At 59.8% G+C, this 15788-nt stretch carries 10 protein-coding genes and 2 tRNA genes; 10 read left to right on the forward strand and 2 right to left on the reverse strand.

What is annotated here, in order from left to right:
* The first annotated feature begins 1 nt into the window (after position 1).
* From tadA to IFO71_RS06085, 3 genes are all read left to right on the forward strand, one after another.
* Positions 2-535: a tRNA adenosine(34) deaminase TadA gene (gene tadA / locus IFO71_RS06075; RefSeq protein ID WP_332309328.1), complete on the forward strand. Its 534-nt coding sequence runs from the start codon at positions 2-4 to the stop codon at positions 533-535.
* 211 nt (positions 536-746) lie between these two features.
* Complete coding sequence (gene orn, locus IFO71_RS06080; protein ID WP_192028652.1) at positions 747-1349, forward strand: oligoribonuclease; 603 nt, start codon at positions 747-749, stop codon at positions 1347-1349.
* A gap of 79 nt (positions 1350-1428) precedes the next feature.
* On the forward strand, positions 1429-4419 hold the full coding sequence (locus tag IFO71_RS06085) for a ligand-binding sensor domain-containing diguanylate cyclase (protein ID WP_192028653.1): 2991 nt from the start codon (positions 1429-1431) through the stop codon (positions 4417-4419).
* A 57-nt stretch (positions 4420-4476) separates the two neighbouring features.
* Here the strand turns inward: IFO71_RS06085 and ppsA are convergent, their stop codons facing one another.
* Positions 4477-6849 (reverse strand): phosphoenolpyruvate synthase, encoded by a 2373-nt coding sequence (gene ppsA, locus IFO71_RS06090; RefSeq protein ID WP_192028654.1) that lies wholly within the window; start codon positions 6847-6849, stop codon positions 4477-4479.
* A gap of 340 nt (positions 6850-7189) precedes the next feature.
* Here ppsA and ppsR point away from each other — a divergent pair, with 340 nt between their 5' ends.
* From ppsR to IFO71_RS06115, 5 genes are all read left to right on the forward strand, one after another.
* Positions 7190-8014 (forward strand): posphoenolpyruvate synthetase regulatory kinase/phosphorylase PpsR, encoded by an 825-nt coding sequence (gene ppsR, locus IFO71_RS06095; protein WP_192028655.1) that lies wholly within the window; start codon positions 7190-7192, stop codon positions 8012-8014.
* 118 nt (positions 8015-8132) lie between these two features.
* Positions 8133-8621 carry a DUF1249 domain-containing protein gene (locus tag IFO71_RS06100; RefSeq protein ID WP_192028656.1) on the forward strand — a complete coding sequence of 163 codons (489 nt, stop codon included), beginning with the start codon at positions 8133-8135 and terminating at the stop codon, positions 8619-8621.
* A 43-nt stretch (positions 8622-8664) separates the two neighbouring features.
* Positions 8665-8740: transfer RNA gene (locus tag IFO71_RS06105), tRNA-Ala, on the forward strand.
* Positions 8741-8762: 22 nt separating this feature from the next.
* Positions 8763-8838 (forward strand) — tRNA-Glu (locus IFO71_RS06110).
* Between the two features lie 185 nt (positions 8839-9023).
* Positions 9024-12116: a ligand-binding sensor domain-containing diguanylate cyclase gene (locus IFO71_RS06115; protein WP_192028657.1), complete on the forward strand. Its 3093-nt coding sequence runs from the start codon at positions 9024-9026 to the stop codon at positions 12114-12116.
* A 276-nt stretch (positions 12117-12392) separates the two neighbouring features.
* Here IFO71_RS06115 and IFO71_RS06120 read toward each other — a convergent pair whose 3' ends face one another.
* Positions 12393-12701 (reverse strand): helix-turn-helix transcriptional regulator, encoded by a 309-nt coding sequence (locus IFO71_RS06120; protein ID WP_332309329.1) that lies wholly within the window; start codon positions 12699-12701, stop codon positions 12393-12395.
* A gap of 467 nt (positions 12702-13168) precedes the next feature.
* On the opposite strand from IFO71_RS06120, the gene IFO71_RS06125 reads away from it, so the two are divergent.
* Together IFO71_RS06125 and IFO71_RS06130 are read left to right on the forward strand one after the other, a co-directional pair.
* Positions 13169-14200 carry a hypothetical protein gene (locus tag IFO71_RS06125; protein ID WP_192028658.1) on the forward strand — a complete coding sequence of 344 codons (1032 nt, stop codon included), beginning with the start codon at positions 13169-13171 and terminating at the stop codon, positions 14198-14200.
* Positions 14201-14442: 242 nt separating this feature from the next.
* Complete coding sequence (locus tag IFO71_RS06130) at positions 14443-15672, forward strand: HEPN domain-containing protein (protein WP_192028659.1); 1230 nt, start codon at positions 14443-14445, stop codon at positions 15670-15672.
* The last annotated feature ends 116 nt before the right edge of the window (positions 15673-15788 follow it).

The following is a 15788-nucleotide window of genomic DNA, read 5'->3' on the forward strand; positions in this document are numbered from 1 at the left end:
AGTGGAAGACGCAGCGGCGCAATCGGAGGCCTGCCCGGCCAGCGGCAGCTCGGTCGAGGAGCGTGATCGCTACTGGATGCAACGCGCCCTGGATGAGGCCGATCGCATCGAGCGCGAAGACGGCGAGGTGCCGGTGGCAGCCTTGCTGGTCGATGCCAACGATGCCTTGATCGCGATCGGTGGCAATCGCAACATCGCCGAGCATGACCCCAGCGCGCATGCCGAGATCGTTGCCTTGCGTGCGGCGGGTCAGCGCTTGCAAAACTATCGTCTACCCGGGCTCACCCTGTATGTCACCCTGGAGCCGTGTGCCATGTGTGCCATGGCCCTGATTCATGCCAGAGTGGAACGGCTGGTGTTTGCGGCGGATGATCCGAAAACCGGGGCCTGTGGCAGCGTGTTCGATCTGCTGGCCGATCCGCGTCACAACCACCGCGTCGAGGTGTTGAGCGGCGTGTTGGCTGAAGACGCGAGTCGTCGCTTGAGCAATTACTTCCGCAAGAAACGCGGACGTGCGCCCTTGGATGCTTGTTGATCAATCCGGGCGGTGAGGTTGAAATACGAGGCCGCCGGGCTTGGACTCTGGCCAACAGTGCCGCGTTCTCCGCTTCGCGATCCTTCTACCCCGTCATCCGTTACAGTTCACCGGTCGCAGAATTGTTAACCCGTTCCACGACCGCCGGCGGCGCAAGTCGCAAGATGCCCGTGAGGCTTATGCCTTCCCAACCTCAGTACAGGCAAACACCATGAGCGAAGCGGCAAAACCGGCCAGCACCGACCCTGCCACACCCGCCGCCGTGCGCTGGGTCTGGATCGATCTGGAAATGACCGGTCTTGATCCGGACAAGGACACAATCCTGGAGATTGCGTGTCTGGTCACCGATGCCGATCTGCAGGTGCTGGCCGAAGGGCCGGAGCTGGCGATTCAGACCTCACTCCAGCGGCTTGAGGGCATGGATGACTGGAACCGCAACCAGCACAGCAAGTCTGGCCTGTGGCAGCGCGCTCTGGAATCGCTGGTGACCCTGGCTGAGGCCGAGCAGCAGACCTTGGACTTTCTTGCCCAATGGGTGGCACCCGGAGTATCACCGCTATGTGGCAATACGATCTATCAAGATCGACGCTTCCTTAACCGATGGATGCCGCGGCTGGACGACTACTTCCACTATCGCCTGCTGGATGTCTCAACTCTCAAGTTGCTGGCCAAGCAGTGGGCACCTGAAGTGGCTTCGGGCATGGTCAAGCAGTCGGCTCACACCGCCTTGGCCGACATTCGGGAATCGGTCGAAGAACTGCGCTATTACCGAAAGTTCATGGGGCAGCTCGCTGGCCCGAGCGCCAGCGCTTAGTCCAAGCCCGCGCTAGACGAGCGCGCTGCACGGCGTTAGCCTGGAGCTTCAGCCACCCACCCGGATTGAACCCACCGGTATGAACGGGCGCAAGCGTTGGGCAAAACCTGCCGGACTGTTGCCTTGCTTGCTGGCCCTGATGCTGTTTGGCAGCGTCGCTGTACACGCTGCAACGGCCGATCAGCGCCCCCTGAGCCACTATTTGCGCGAGGTGTGGACAACCCGCGAGGGGCTGCCGCACAACCTGGTCAATGGCATTGCGCAAACCGAAGAGGGCTACCTCTGGTTCGCCACCTGGGAGGGGGCGGTCAGCTATAACGGTCGCGATTTCCGCCTGTTCGGCCGAGATGAACTGCCGGAGATGCCAGACGAAGGCTATCGGGCCGTGATTGCGGCGCGCGATGGGGGCGTCTGGCTGGGTAGCTCGCGCGGCGGAATTGCCCGAGTGCAACGTGGCCAATGGGAATTCCTGAGTACCAAACAAGGCCTCTCCCACAATGAAGTGATGGCCTTGCTGGAGGCCAGCGATGGCAGTCTTTGGATCGGCTACCAGTTCGGCGGGGTTGATCGGCGCCATCCGGATGGGCGCGTTGAGCATTTTGCCGTCGCGCAAGGCCTGCCCAGCCCGCTGGTGAACGCTCTGCATGAAGATGCCGACGGTCGCATCTGGATCGCCACCGGCACCGGGTTGGCTGTCTTTGACCACAACGAGATCAGTCAGGTTGGCGCCGAACGAGGCTTGCCGGCCGGGGCGGTGTTCGCGGTTCACAGTCAGGACGATCGCTTGCTTGTGGGGGGGGAGTTTGGCCTCGTGGTCAGCAACGGCGGATCGTTTGCCTCGTTCAACCCATCACTCGACGGCATTGCGATTCAACGGATCTTGCGCGATCGCCATGGCACCGTGTGGGCAGGGGCCACCCATCGCGGCCTGTATCGGCTGCGCGCCGACGGCGGCGTCGACTATTTCGGAGAGGCTCTGGGCCTGCCCAATCAGCGCGTTGCATCGCTGTTCGAAGATCGCGAGCACAGTCTCTGGGTGGGCACCAGCGGCGGTTTGATGCGTCTGCGTGAGGGCCCCTTCGTCAATGTGCGTCAGGCGCAAGGGCTGGCCGACGACTACGTGCGATCCGTTCTCCCTGCCTCCAACGGAGAACTATGGATAGGCTCCAGCACCGGTCTGGTGCGCATGCGCGGCAATCAGGCAGAGCAAGTGGGGCCACTGATGTCAGTGCTGACCTTGGCCGAGTTGGATGGCGGTGAGTTGCTGATCGGTACCTATCTGCAAGGCGTGATGCGCTGGGCCAATGGCATGGTGCAGCCGTTTCTCGACAGCGCCGGTGGCTTGCCCAGTAACCAGGTGCGGACCTTGCTCAGCGATGCCCAAGATCGAATCTGGATCGGCACGACGCGTGGCCTGCTGTTGCTCGATGGGGCGGAGCAGACGGTGTTCGATGCCCGACATGGCTTGCCCAGAGAATACGTGCTGACCTTGCATCAGGATCGCGATGGCCGGATCTGGGCCGGTACCGACAAGGGATTGGCCTGGTTCAACGAGGACACGCGGCGATTCGAGCACGTGGCGTTGATCGACGGCGCGGAGAGCGTGTTCGGCATTGCCGAAGATGCCGATGGTGCGTTCTGGTTAGCCAGCGACCGCGGCGTGATCTATCGTCGCGGCGATGGGCTGGCACGAATCGGTTATGCACATGGCCTCCCGGTCGAGAAACTGTTCCAGATCGTGCTCGACCAACAGGGTCATATCTGGATCAGTTCCAATCGCGGCGTGATCAGGCTGGAGCGAGCGTCGGCCAAGGCATTGGTAGATGGTCGGGTGGAACGTCTGGATGCGCAGCACTTCACCGAACTCGATGGCATGGCCAGTGCCCAGTGCAATGGCGGCTCAAGTCCATCAGCGGCCTTGCTACACGATGGCCGCCTTGCCTTCTCGACTGCGCTCGGTCTCAGTCTGGTCGACCCGGCCGCCCTGGATGCGTTTCAACCCGTGCCGCCACCGGTCGCGATTGAGCGAGTGATGGTCGATGATCGTCGCGTCCGAACGGGCGAGCGGGCCAGCATTGTGGTGCCGCCCGGCAGTCGACGCATTGAATTCAGTTTTGCCGGACTCAGCTTCCTGCGCCCGGAAACCATCACCTATCGCTATCGACTGGACGGTTTTGACCGGAACTGGGTTGAGTCGAGCAATCGGATGTCGGCCGAATTCACCAGCCTACCGCCGGGTCGCTACCAGTTCCGCGTGTCGGCGGCCCTGCGCCGGGGACTGCCCTACGGTTCTGAGGCGAGCGTACAGGTGCAGGTGCTGCCGTTCTGGTGGCAGCGACCCATCACCTGGTTTGCCGCTGCCGCCGTCGGCGTTCTGCTGGTGCTGCTCCTGGTCCGCTATCGCCATCAGCAACAGAAATCGGCCCGGCAGGTGCTGGAGCGACTGGTGGATGAACGCACCGAAGCGCTGCGCGAGCAGACTGAACGACTGGTGGTGGCCGACCGCGACCGCGAGTCCTTGCTGACGCAACTTCGTGAGCAAAGCGAGGCGTTTGAGCGTCAGGCCCGAGAGGATCCGTTGACCGGCTTGGCCAATCGTCGCGCCTTCGATGAATGGCTGCGTCGTGAGTTTGCCCGCTTTCAGCGCCTGCACCAGCCGCTTTGCCTGGCGGTGCTTGATCTCGATCACTTCAAGCGCATCAATGACTGCTTTTCGCACAGCGCTGGCGATCAGGCCCTGCAGGCTCTGGCCCAGGTGCTGCAGGAAAAGTGTCGTACGATGGATCTGGCTGCTCGCTTTGGCGGCGAAGAATTCGCTCTGATTCTGCCCAACAGCGACATCGAAGAAGCCCATCAACTGGCCGAGCGCCTGCGCTCTGAGATTGCGGCGATTGATTGTGGCGAATTTGCCGCCGGCGAGACATTAACAGCAAGTTTCGGTGTGGCCAGTGCCGAAGGCTGCACCGATGAAGCGATGCTGGTCAGGCGCGCCGATCAGGCCCTGTATGAGGCCAAACGCAGCGGCCGAGACCGGGTTTGCGTCTGGCAGTCGGAGTTGCCGAAAAGCTAGGCCCGGATATCCGGGCGAGCTGCCCGACACGCCGGGCAGCTGCCTGGGGGCTCTGGCTCAGCCCGCCCGGTGCTTGGCCAGACGCAGCCAGGTGTCGACCACGGTGTCCGGATTCAGCGACACCGATTCGATGCCCTGGTCCATCAGCCACTCGGCCAGGTCCGGGTGATCCGACGGCCCCTGGCCGCAGATGCCGATGTACTTGCCTTTGCGCTTGGCTGCGCTGATCGCCATGGCCAGCAACTTCTTGACCGCAGGATTGCGCTCGTCGAACAGGTCGGCGATCAGCGCCGAATCGCGATCAAGACCCAAGGTCAGCTGGGTCAGGTCGTTTGAGCCGATCGAAAAGCCATCGAACATCTCCAGGAACTCGTCGGCCAACAGCGCATTCGACGGCAGTTCGCACATCATGATCACCTTCAGGCCATTCTCGCCGCGCTTCAGGCCGTTTTCGGCCAGCACGTCGATCACCTGCTGACCTTCTTCCAGTGTTCGCACGAAGGGAATCATCACCCAGGCGTTGCTGAGCCCCATGGTCTCACGCACTTTGCGCATGGCCTGACACTCAAGCGCAAAGCACTCGCGGAAGCTCGGATCCACATAACGACTGGCTCCACGGAAGCCGATCATGGGGTTCTCTTCATGCGGCTCGAAGTTGCGACCGCCGATCAGGTTGGCGTACTCGTTCGACTTGAAGTCAGACAGGCGGACGATGACCGGATTGGGTGCGAACGCAGCGGTGATCGTGGCAATCCCTTCGGCCAGGCGATCGATGTAGAACTGCACCGGATCGCTGTAGCCAGCCATTTTGGCTTCGATCAATCGCTTGGTGTCCGCATCCTGGCGCTGGAATTCCAGCAGCGCTTTCGGATGGACGCCGATATGACTGTTGATGATCATCTCCAGTCGCGCCAGGCCGACACCCGCGTTCGGCAGCATGGCGAAATCGAACGCACGCTCGGGGTTGGCCACATTCATCATGATCTTCAGCGGTGCCGGCGGCATGTTGCCCAGATCGGTGACCACGCGTTCGAAGGGCAGGGTGCCTCGATAGATGAACCCGGTATCGCCTTCGGCACAGCTGACGGTAACTTCGGCACCGTCCTCAATCGTCGACAAGGCATTGCCGCAGCCCACCACCGCCGGCACGCCGAGTTCGCGGGCGATGATGGCGGCATGGCAGGTGCGCCCGCCGCGGTTGGTAACGATGGCGGCAGCACGCTTCATCACCGGTTCCCAATCAGGGTCGGTCATGTCAGCCACCAGCACATCGCCGGCCTGTACCTTCGACATTTCTGCCACGCTACGCACCACGCGAGCAACGCCGGAGCCGATCTTGTGTCCGATGGCGCGGCCCTCGGTTACCACTTCGCCACGCGCGCCAAGATGGAAGCGCTCAATCTGGGTGGCGTGACCGCGCGAGCGTACGGTTTCCGGACGTGCCTGCACAACATAGAGTTTGCCCGTCACGCCATCCTTGGCCCACTCGATGTCCATGGGGCGGCCATAGTGCGCTTCGATCGTCAGTGCCTGGCGAGCCAGCTCTTCGACGTCGGCATCATTGATCGAAAAGCGCATACGATCGGCCGCCGGCGTGTCTTCGTTGCGCACGCGTTCGCCCGGCTGAACGGAATACACCATGCGAATCTGTTTGGAGCCCAGTTGGCGGCGCAGAATGGCCGGACGCCCTGCCAGCAGGGTCGGCTTGTGCACGTAGAACTCATCGGGATTGACGGCGCCCTGCACCACGTTTTCACCCAGCCCGTAGCTCGAGGTGATGAACACCGCATCGCGAAAGCCGCTCTCGGTGTCGAGGGTGAACAGCACGCCCGATGCGCCGACATCCGAACGCACCATCAGCTGCACGCCGGCGGACAGGAACACGTCCTCGTGCTTGAAACCGTGATGAACGCGATAAGCAATCGCGCGGTCGTTGTACAAGGAGGCGAACACCTCCTTAACACGTACAACCACTGCATCGGCGCCCTCGACATTGAGGAAGGTTTCCTGCTGGCCGGCGAAGCTGGCGTCGGGAAGGTCCTCAGCAGTGGCCGATGAGCGAACCGCAACCGCGATGTCAGCGGCACCGGCCTTCTCGCACAGTTCGACGTAGGCCTTGCGGATGTCCTGATCGAGATCCGGCTGCAACGGCGCTTCGATCACCCAGCCACGAACCTCACGACCGACGGCGACCAGGGCATCAACGTCGTCAACGTCGACCGTGGCCAGTTTGGAATAGATGCGCTCATGCAGATTGTTATGGGCAATGAAGGCGCGGAATGCGTGTGCCGTGGTAGCAAAGCCACCGGGCACCGACACCCCGAGCTCACTGAGGTGTCCAATCATTTCGCCCAGAGAGGCGTTCTTTCCGCCGACGTCGGCGAGGTCGGAGAGGCGAAGCTGGTGCAACCAGAGGATATTGGCGTCCAAGAGGGCTCCCGGCAGACATGCCGATCAGAATCAGCCCCGTATTTTCGCCGCCCGGCATAGTGCAAACAAGCTTGATTTGTTCACAATGGCCAATCTGGTGCGGGCTGTAGGCATTTGCTGATGCCATCGGAGAGGTTCCGGTGTCGTCGGTGACCGCAGCGCGTCGGCGCCATGCGCCTCGTTTGGAGTGCCTCGGTGCGCTGGCTGAACGCGTCGAAACCAGCCTGAGCGAAGCACGGCGGGCGGGTTGATGCGGAATCGGACGTCGCCGAACCGTCCACGCCAAGGCGCTCTTGGACAAACTGCTAGACTGCGGCCGGCTTTGTTTGGGGAGTCGCCGATGTCCGCCACCGCGCGTCCAGTGTTCTTCATCTCCGATGGCACCGGCATTACCGCCGAAACCATCGGCCACAGCGTGTTGACGCAATTCTCCGGCGTCGAGTTCGTGACCCAGCGAATTCCCTTTGTCGACACGGAAGACAAGGCCCGCTTGGCGGCGGAGCGGATTCGCCGTGTCGGCGAACAGCGCGCCTGCAAGCCCATCATCGTCAATACCATCATGGATCCCTCACTCTCACGCTTGCTGGCCGAGAGCGGGGCGCTGATTCTGGACGTGTTCGAGCCCTTCATCGAACCGTTGCAGACCGAACTTGGCGTGCAGCGGCAGCCGCGCGTAGGGCAGGCCCACGGTCTGGTGAACATGGCCGAGTACGAAGCACGCATCAGCGCCACCAACTATGCCATGTCGCACGATGATGGTGTCGACCTCGATTACAACGATGCGGATGTCATACTGGTCGGCGTTTCGCGTTCCGGAAAAACGCCCACCTGTCTGTATCTGGCGCTGCACTTCGGCATTCGCGCCGCCAACTACCCGCTGACCGATGATGATCTAGGCTGCGCAGAGTTACCGAAGAAGCTCAAGCCGCATCGCCGCAAGCTGTTTGGTCTCACCATCGATCCGGTTCGACTGCAGCAGGTGCGCCAGGCGCGCCGCCCGAACAGCCGCTACGCCACCCTCGACCAATGCCGATTTGAAGTCAGCGCCGCCGAGACGCTGTTTCGTCAGGAAGCGATTCCGATGCTCAACTCGACGCACACTTCGATCGAGGAAATCGCCAGCAAGATGATGAGCGCCCTAGGTATCGAACGCGAGATGTTCTAGCGATAGCCACCCCGGCGTCAGCGGATTTCCGCCCGGGCAAACGGCGCGTGGCAAGAGCCAAGTATGCCAGCCTAAGTGGGCTGGCGGGCAGCGCCAGATCGCGTGCTAGTATCGAGCCATGAGCCTCTCAGACGCCGCCGGTATGCGCTTAAGCCGATTTGGCTTTCTGATGGGTTTGTACGCCGAAAACTTTCTCAAGTTGCAGCGCGTGTTCGCGCTGTCCAGCGCGTTGCCGAACTCGATGCGTTCCAGTGTCGATGACGGGCTAGATCTGTGTGTCGATATCCTCGAGCGCCATCCCTACACGCTGGAGATTCGGCTGACCTACGACATGCTGGATGATGAGACCGGCGCACGTGATCCATCGGCCTACTTGCGTTACTACATGGACGCACGCATGGCCGAAGTGACGCACTGCTACATCGGCCGCAACTGGCACGATGTTCTGGGCCTGGACGCCACTGCTCGAACCGTGGTCGGACACCGACTGAAGATGAATGTGTTCCTGTCGAAGTGGCTCGACTATCTGGCCGACCTGGGGCATTCGCCGTTCACCTTGTTGGAGGTCGCGAGCGAATATTCAGACAAAGAGGTTGCAGAGGCTTGACGAGGTCCCAAACGCCCCATAGAATGCGCGTCTTTCCAGCAGTGGGGCCATAGCTCAGCTGGGAGAGCGCTACAATGGCATTGTAGAGGTCGCCGGTTCGATCCCGGCTGGCTCCACCAGGAAACCAGACAATAAGAACACGTCCCCATCGTCTAGAGGCCTAGGACATCACCCTTTCACGGTGGCGACCGGGGTTCGAATCCCCGTGGGGACGCCAATTGAAGGGCTCGGGAAACCGGGCCCTTTTTCTTGTCTGTCTACTTAGCATGTAGATTGGGCGAGCTTCTGGGGCATGGCTGCGCGCCGTTGCAGGTTCCGATGCGGAAGCCGCTTGCACGCCGATATGCCGCAGTTGTCGGATCGATCACGCGCTCAACTGGCTCGGCACGGCTATGATTGGGCATGGATTTGCCTCGAACCGTCACAGCCCACGCCGGGCTGCGCCTCCTGCTGCTGCTCGCGCTGGCATTCAGTCCCGCGCTGAAGGCGCTCGACCCTGACAAGTCATTTCACGACTATGTCAGCGACAGTTGGAGCATCGAGCAAGGCCTGCCGCAGATCAGCGCACTGGCCCTGGCGCAGGATCATCAAGGCTATCTTTGGGTCGGCACGCAAGCCGGCCTGGCGCGCTTCGATGGTCACCGCTTCACTGTCTACACGCCGGAGAATGTGCCCGATCTGCCCGGTGCCTATATCAATGCCTTGATGGTCGACCGCCAGCGGCGGCTGTGGATCGCGACCTACAAAGGCCTGGCGGTCTGGGAGCAGGGGGTGTTTTCGGATCTGCCTCTGGTGCAGAACGGCGAGCTGCAGTCGCCCAGTTTCGTCGCCCTGGCACAGGTGGATTCCGATGTGCTTGCTGCGGCAGGCCAGACCATTTTCCAGATTCGCGAGCGCGCGCTTGAGCCCCTGCTCAAACTTCCAAGATCGGTGCACTCGCTGCTGGCTGGTCCGGATGCGCTGTGGATCGGCAGCGTCGGCGGCGTGTATCGGCGTGCCAAGTCAGATGCCGAACTGCAGTTTCTGGCCTTTCCCGTCGAAGCCAACAATGCCAAGGTCAGTTCGCTTGTCAACTCTGACGAGAGACTTTGGGCGGGCACCAGTGAAGGCCTGTTTCTGCTTGAGTTCGGACAATGGCAGCGCTACTCGGACGATGCGCTGTCGCAAGTGCCGATCGAGGCATTGCTGGAAGACACTGATGGCAATCTGTGGGTGGCGGAAATTGCCCACCTCAGTCGTATTCGCGGCGGCCGTCTGGTTGAGCGGATCGTCCGCGAAGGAACCGCCTTGGCGCCGCGGTCCCTGTTCCAGGATCGCGAAGCGAACCTCTGGCTTGGCAGTCAATGGAACGGCGTTACCCGATTGCGCAATGGCTGGACCCGGCGTTTCAGTCGTCGCGAGGGGCTAGCCACGCCGTTGCTGTGGTCGGTAGCGGCGGGCGAGGGCGACCGACTTTGGGTGGGTACGGACGAGGGTCTGAGCCTGTTTGAAGACGGCAAGTTCCGGCACATTGTCGACGGCAGCCATCTGCCCCATCCAAACGCCTATACCCTGTTGGTTGAACCGGGTGTTGTGTGGATCGGTACTCGACGCGGTCTGGCCGTATGGCAAGACGAACAACTGCTGCAGCCCGAACGCTATCGTCCGATGGAAGCGCTGCAGATCAATGGCATTATCCGCGATCGAAACGGGGTGCTCTGGTTTGCCACCACTGGCGGCCTGTTTCGCGACGATGGCAAAAAACTGCAGCAGTTCGCTACCGCTGACGGATTGCCCGACCCAAGGTTGCGCTTTCTACTGCAAACGCGTGATGGACGTCTGTTGCTCGGTGGGCAAGCTGGATTGTTCGAGTTTTCCGACGGGCGCGTGCAGCCCTTCAAACCAAGTGATGGATTGCCCGCAGGGCTCGACATCACCGCACTGCACGAGTTGCCAAGTGGCGACCTGGTTGCCGGCTCACTGTCCGAAGAAGTGTACTTTCTGCACGACCAGCGCTGGACTCGGGCCGGGCGTGAGCAGGGCATGCCCAGCAATGCGGCATTCTTCATTGCGCATGACGATACCTATCTGTGGTTGGGGGGGATTCGTGGTGTAGAACGCGTGCCATTGAGCGATCTTTACGCCTTGGCGCGCGGTGAGACGGATCGCGTGCATGGTCAGATGCTGCTGAATGAACGCGGCGACCACCGCGGTGGCCAGAAAGGCTTCTGCTGCAATGGTGCTGGCAATGCCAAAGGCCTGCAACGCGGACCCGAACTGTGGGCGCCGACGCGCGATGGGCTGGTGGTGATCGACACCGATGATGTGCTGTTCCCCAAATCGCCGCCGACCACCGTGGTGGAACGGCTTCGCGTGGTAGATGAATGGCGCCAGATTCGTCCGGAATCGACACTTGAGCTAGCGGCGAGTTCGCGTGATCTTGGCTTTGAATTCACCGCCATCAGCTTCCACGAGCCGCGTAGCGTCAGCTTCCGCTATCGCCTGCTTGGCTACCATGAAGATTGGCGTTCGCCTGATGAAATCGGCCAACGCATCGTGAGCTACACCAATCTTCCCGCCGGCGATCTGCGCTTCGAAGTGCAAGGCTCAACTGCCAACGGTGAATGGAGTGACGCTGCCTCCCTGGACTTCAAGATTGCACCGAGCTTTGGTGAAACCACTGGATTCAAGGTGCTGGTTGTGGCTTCGCTGGTCCTGCTCTCGTGGTTGGCCTATCGAATTCAACGATTGCGTTATCAGCGACAAGCCAAACAGCTTGAAGCGTTGGTTCAAAGCCGCACCGCCGACTTGGCCGAAGCGAACCAACGTCTGCACGAAGCCAGTCAGACCGATCCGCTCACGGGGCTGCGCAACCGCCGCTATCTCGCGGCGCAGTTGCCCAAGGACCTGGCCTTCTACGGACGCGAACTGCGTCGCGGCATCGATCTTGGCCGCGTGCTGATCTTTGCCGTGGTGGATATTGATCACTTCAAGCGGATCAATGACACCCACGGTCATGCAGCGGGCGATCGCGTGCTGCAGCAGTTCGCCACCGTGCTGCTCGGTCAGGTGCGCACGGGAGACTACGTTGCGCGCTGGGGTGGCGAAGAATTCGTTCTGGTATTCCGTCCCAGCCAGTCTGAGTACCTGCCTTTACTCGGCGACCGCGTACGCGCTGCGGTCGCTGCCTTCCCGTTCGACATCGGCCAGGACAAGCCGCTGAGCGTCACCTGCTCGATCGGGCTGGTGGAATATCCCCTGTTCTTCGACGGCCAGCAAAGTCTGGGCTGGGAGCAGCTGATCGAACTCGCCGATCGTGCCCTTTACCGCGTCAAGCACGAGGGGCGCAACGGTTGGGGTGCCTACCGCCCAGCGCGGGAAGTCAACATCCCGCGCGTGCTAAGCCTGTTGAAGGGTGATGAACAAGGCCTCGATAGCAGTGGTGACCTCAAGTTCATTGGCGGCGGCAGTCAGGCTAAACAGCGTGTTGAGCAAACAGACTGGACCCACCGGTAGTATGGGAAGTCTGAAGCCAGCGCTCCCATGTGTTGAGCACAGCGACCGAGGACGGGGCTCGCAAAGGCGTCCCGATCTGGCTTAGATTCCTTGGGGAGTGCGAAGGTACACGGAGAATGCTTTCTGCTCGACCAGGGTCCTGGAATCCGCTCTGGTGCGAAGGTGGGCACCGCAAAGCGACGTTAAAGCATTGAATGTATGGGCGATTGTTGGACGGTGTTTCGTCTGTTACTCACAATCCTACTCACAAGTGGCTACGAGTAGAGAGCTTCCATGCTATGCCGCCTTCGCTTCGATCGAACGCGATGCTATGCGCTCCATCACCCACTGGTCCAGCTCCGTCTCGACCCAGGCCACCGCTCGCGCCGTCAGGCAGACCCGCGTAGGAAAACGTCCAGTAGCCTCTGCGGCGTAGATAGCCGAACGCGATAGGCCTGTGCGTTTGATCACTTCGGGCAGGCGCAGGAGGCGCGGGGTCGCGCTGGTGGGCAATGCTGGGCGCGATTGACCAGAAAGGTTGGACGAAGGTGGAGGTGCTTGAATCATTCTGTTGGTGATCCCTTTTTTTGTGAGTATCGGAAACATTACGTTTCACTGGAAGCGGATGACTATCGTTTCCCAAGCCGGTCGACCAATCGGCGGTGGCGCAGATTGGGCTTGTAGCCCGTACCGGCTTCCCGAGCGCTGCTCGCTCTTAGCCAGTCGGTGACGAGGATCTGAAGTTTTTGGGGAATGAGAGCCGCCCACGGGGGGCATCTTCGAAGTTTCTTAATCAAATGAGCCCGCGGGACATTCGCCGCAAAATTCTTTTGACAAGTGGGCGTGGGCTAGATCGACTCAATGCGGCGACTCGCGGAGAGCATCTCGGACGAGCCGAATGAAGATTGCCGACTGCAATCGAGTGTTGGCAGCGGGTCCGACACCCTAGGCTGCTTTCGTCATTTGCTCACCTATTGAGCGAGATGAATACCTTCTACCGGCTACGTTCTCTCGCCTAAACTACAATCGGCGCCTGTGGCGGCCGCAGATCCTCCGAGAGGAAGGAGCGTCGAATGAAACTGAGGTCAGTTGATCGGTTCCGTGCTCGTACATTCGGTATTGAGGCTGCGCTTATTGGCGCCAAGTCGACATTTGCGTACGAAGGCAGGCAAGTCTCCGTCGCACTTCCGCAGCTTGATCAAGTCGGCGACAGACATGACGAGAACGCTGCAGCCGTTTGCAGTGCACGGCGGGGAAACTCACCTCTCTACTATTCCATTCGGTTCATCGAAATCTCCATCGAATTGAACGAATCGTTGGAACTGCCAGAATCTATTGTCGAGCCTGCCGCAGACCCGTACAGCTTGCTTTCAATCGATCAAAGGAAGCTGCTGGATGAGGTCGGGGGCAAATACGCGCAGCTGGCGCTTGGGGCTTTTGCGCATTGGATAGCAGTTCTTCGGTGGGTAACTGGATATCACTGGATTTGCCGCGACGAGCGAATTGACACCAGCACAGGCTGGCCGACCCGGCTTGTTGACATGCAGTCGGGCCGCGATGCTTGGACTTTTAGGCAAGTGATTAATATCCGGGGCTACCCGCCGATACGAATGAGCCACTGGGAAAAACTTGCTGAAGTGTTGAAGCGGGGAGCCGTTCCACCAATATATGCGGTGCTATACGGAGATGCGATGGATCACATCGCAAACAATGAGCACCGTATTGCGTTCGTTGACCTTGCGGTCGCCTGCGAAGTGTTCTTGCGTATGAGTGTGTTAAGTTCATTGCCGGTCAGCTTGTCAGGCGCAGCGTTGGCTGTTATCGACAATGCGAACATTAACCAGTACGTCACGCATTTGTACCCAGAACTCCTTTCGGCGTCCGTGCGAGACATGTACAAGAAGGACCTCAAGCCCGAACTTAGTTCACTATTCGATAAGCGGAACAAGGTTCTTCACAGCGCCCACTTCGAGGTGGCCACGCCCGAGAACTGCCGACGTTTTGCGAAACTCTGTGGACAACTGTTCCAGCTCGATCCGGACTCAGGGTTCAATCCGCGAGATGAAACGCGCCAAGCTAGGCCTCACGAGCTAGTGTTTATGTAGTTGGGTATTTCGCCACGATGCGGGGGCAAAACCTGCTCCTTCTTAGCTCAGGGGGTGAACAGAAACTCTTCTTCCATGGTTCCTTGGCATTCAGGGGTAGATTGCCGACTTTCTAGACATTGATGTGCAGGTCTGCGGATTCGCGAGGTTTAAGACATGCCGAACCACAAGAAGGGAGAAGATCACAGTGAACGCGCGCAGTTCGAATTCAGTTCACTCTGCTTTTCCGCATGGGGAGAATCATGAAGTCAATATCAAATAGAGATCGAATCCGCGGGCGTATCCAAGCCTATGTATCTTCAGTTACCAAGAACGGGGGAATTCCAAAACTGGGGGATGACGGAAAGTGCAAGGAGGCAGTAGATGCCTATGAGACGTTATCGCCTGAAGTCCGCTCGCTGCTTTCGTCTGACGACTTCATGCTGACATTCGCTGAGTGGGCGATTGTCTACGAGCCCGAATGCCTGAAAGGCATCGCACTTGAAGTAGGCCCTGTCCCCGATATCGACAACACGAAGTTGCGGGAAATTGCCGATTCGTTTTCGCAGTTCCTATCTTCCTTGCCTCAGACAACGCGGCTTGCGATCCGAGTGAGTGAGTTGCCATTGGCCGGTCCAGGATTGAAAGAGCTGGGTCAGGGCTACAGCCTTGTAAAGTTGGGTGATTCAATTGACAAGCTCTCACAATACATTTGCGTCGAAGTGCCCGGAATTGCGCTTCCTAGGTCGGGTCGGGTCACTGTGCAAGATGCGCTCGACAAGGCCAAAGTCTGGATCGCTATTGAGAGTCTCCGAGGGGGATTTAGGCGCCGATACTCAGCATCAATTTCTCCGATTGACGTGAAGGCGCCGACATTCATTCACTCCGCGGTGGACGGGGCAGAAGGGAACGCAATTCCTGTTCAAGGTCATGACGAAATGGCGGTTCACTGCAGATCCTTGATCGTGGAAGCAAGGCCAGTAGGGCTGATCTCCCCATCACAACCCTACCAAATTCCGCACATCTTGACGCTTCATGACAAAGCCCATGCTGCAACGTCGCAACCGATAATGTCCGCCTGCCAGTGGTTGATCGATGGAGACTGCACATCAGACGATAGTGCAAAGTTTCTTAACTACTGCCTTGGACTAGAGGCCTTATTGAGTGAAAAGGCTGGTCGAAGAAAGCCTTCGGGTGAGTCAGGCGACCTTGATGCTCCGCCGTCAATGATGATTGCAGATCGATGTGCATTCTTGCTTGGCGACACTGTGGAGCAACGAGATGAGATCAGAAAAGAAATGGGTCAGCTTTACGCACTTCGCTCGAAGCTGGTTCATGGAAGAACTCGCCGCCTTTCACCTGAAGAACATCGTCACGGAGTTCGAGCTAGGCGACTTCTTGGCGACCTCATCAAGACACAACATGGCAAACTGCTCAAGAGCGTCGGCTTGGAATTGAAGCCAAATTGGCTCGCTCCTAACAGTAATTCGTGAACAGGGAAAAGCATGCCGGCCTGGGGCCGAACGGTTCTTAACAAGGGAACCGTATGGGAATCGGGAGTTGTGTCGGCCCCAACGACCCAGCGTCGACAAGCATGTACCTAACGGCA

The sequence above is a fragment of the Pseudomarimonas arenosa genome, from assembly GCF_014841215.1.
GTDB classification, from domain to species: domain Bacteria; phylum Pseudomonadota; class Gammaproteobacteria; order Xanthomonadales; family Xanthomonadaceae; genus Pseudomarimonas; species Pseudomarimonas arenosa.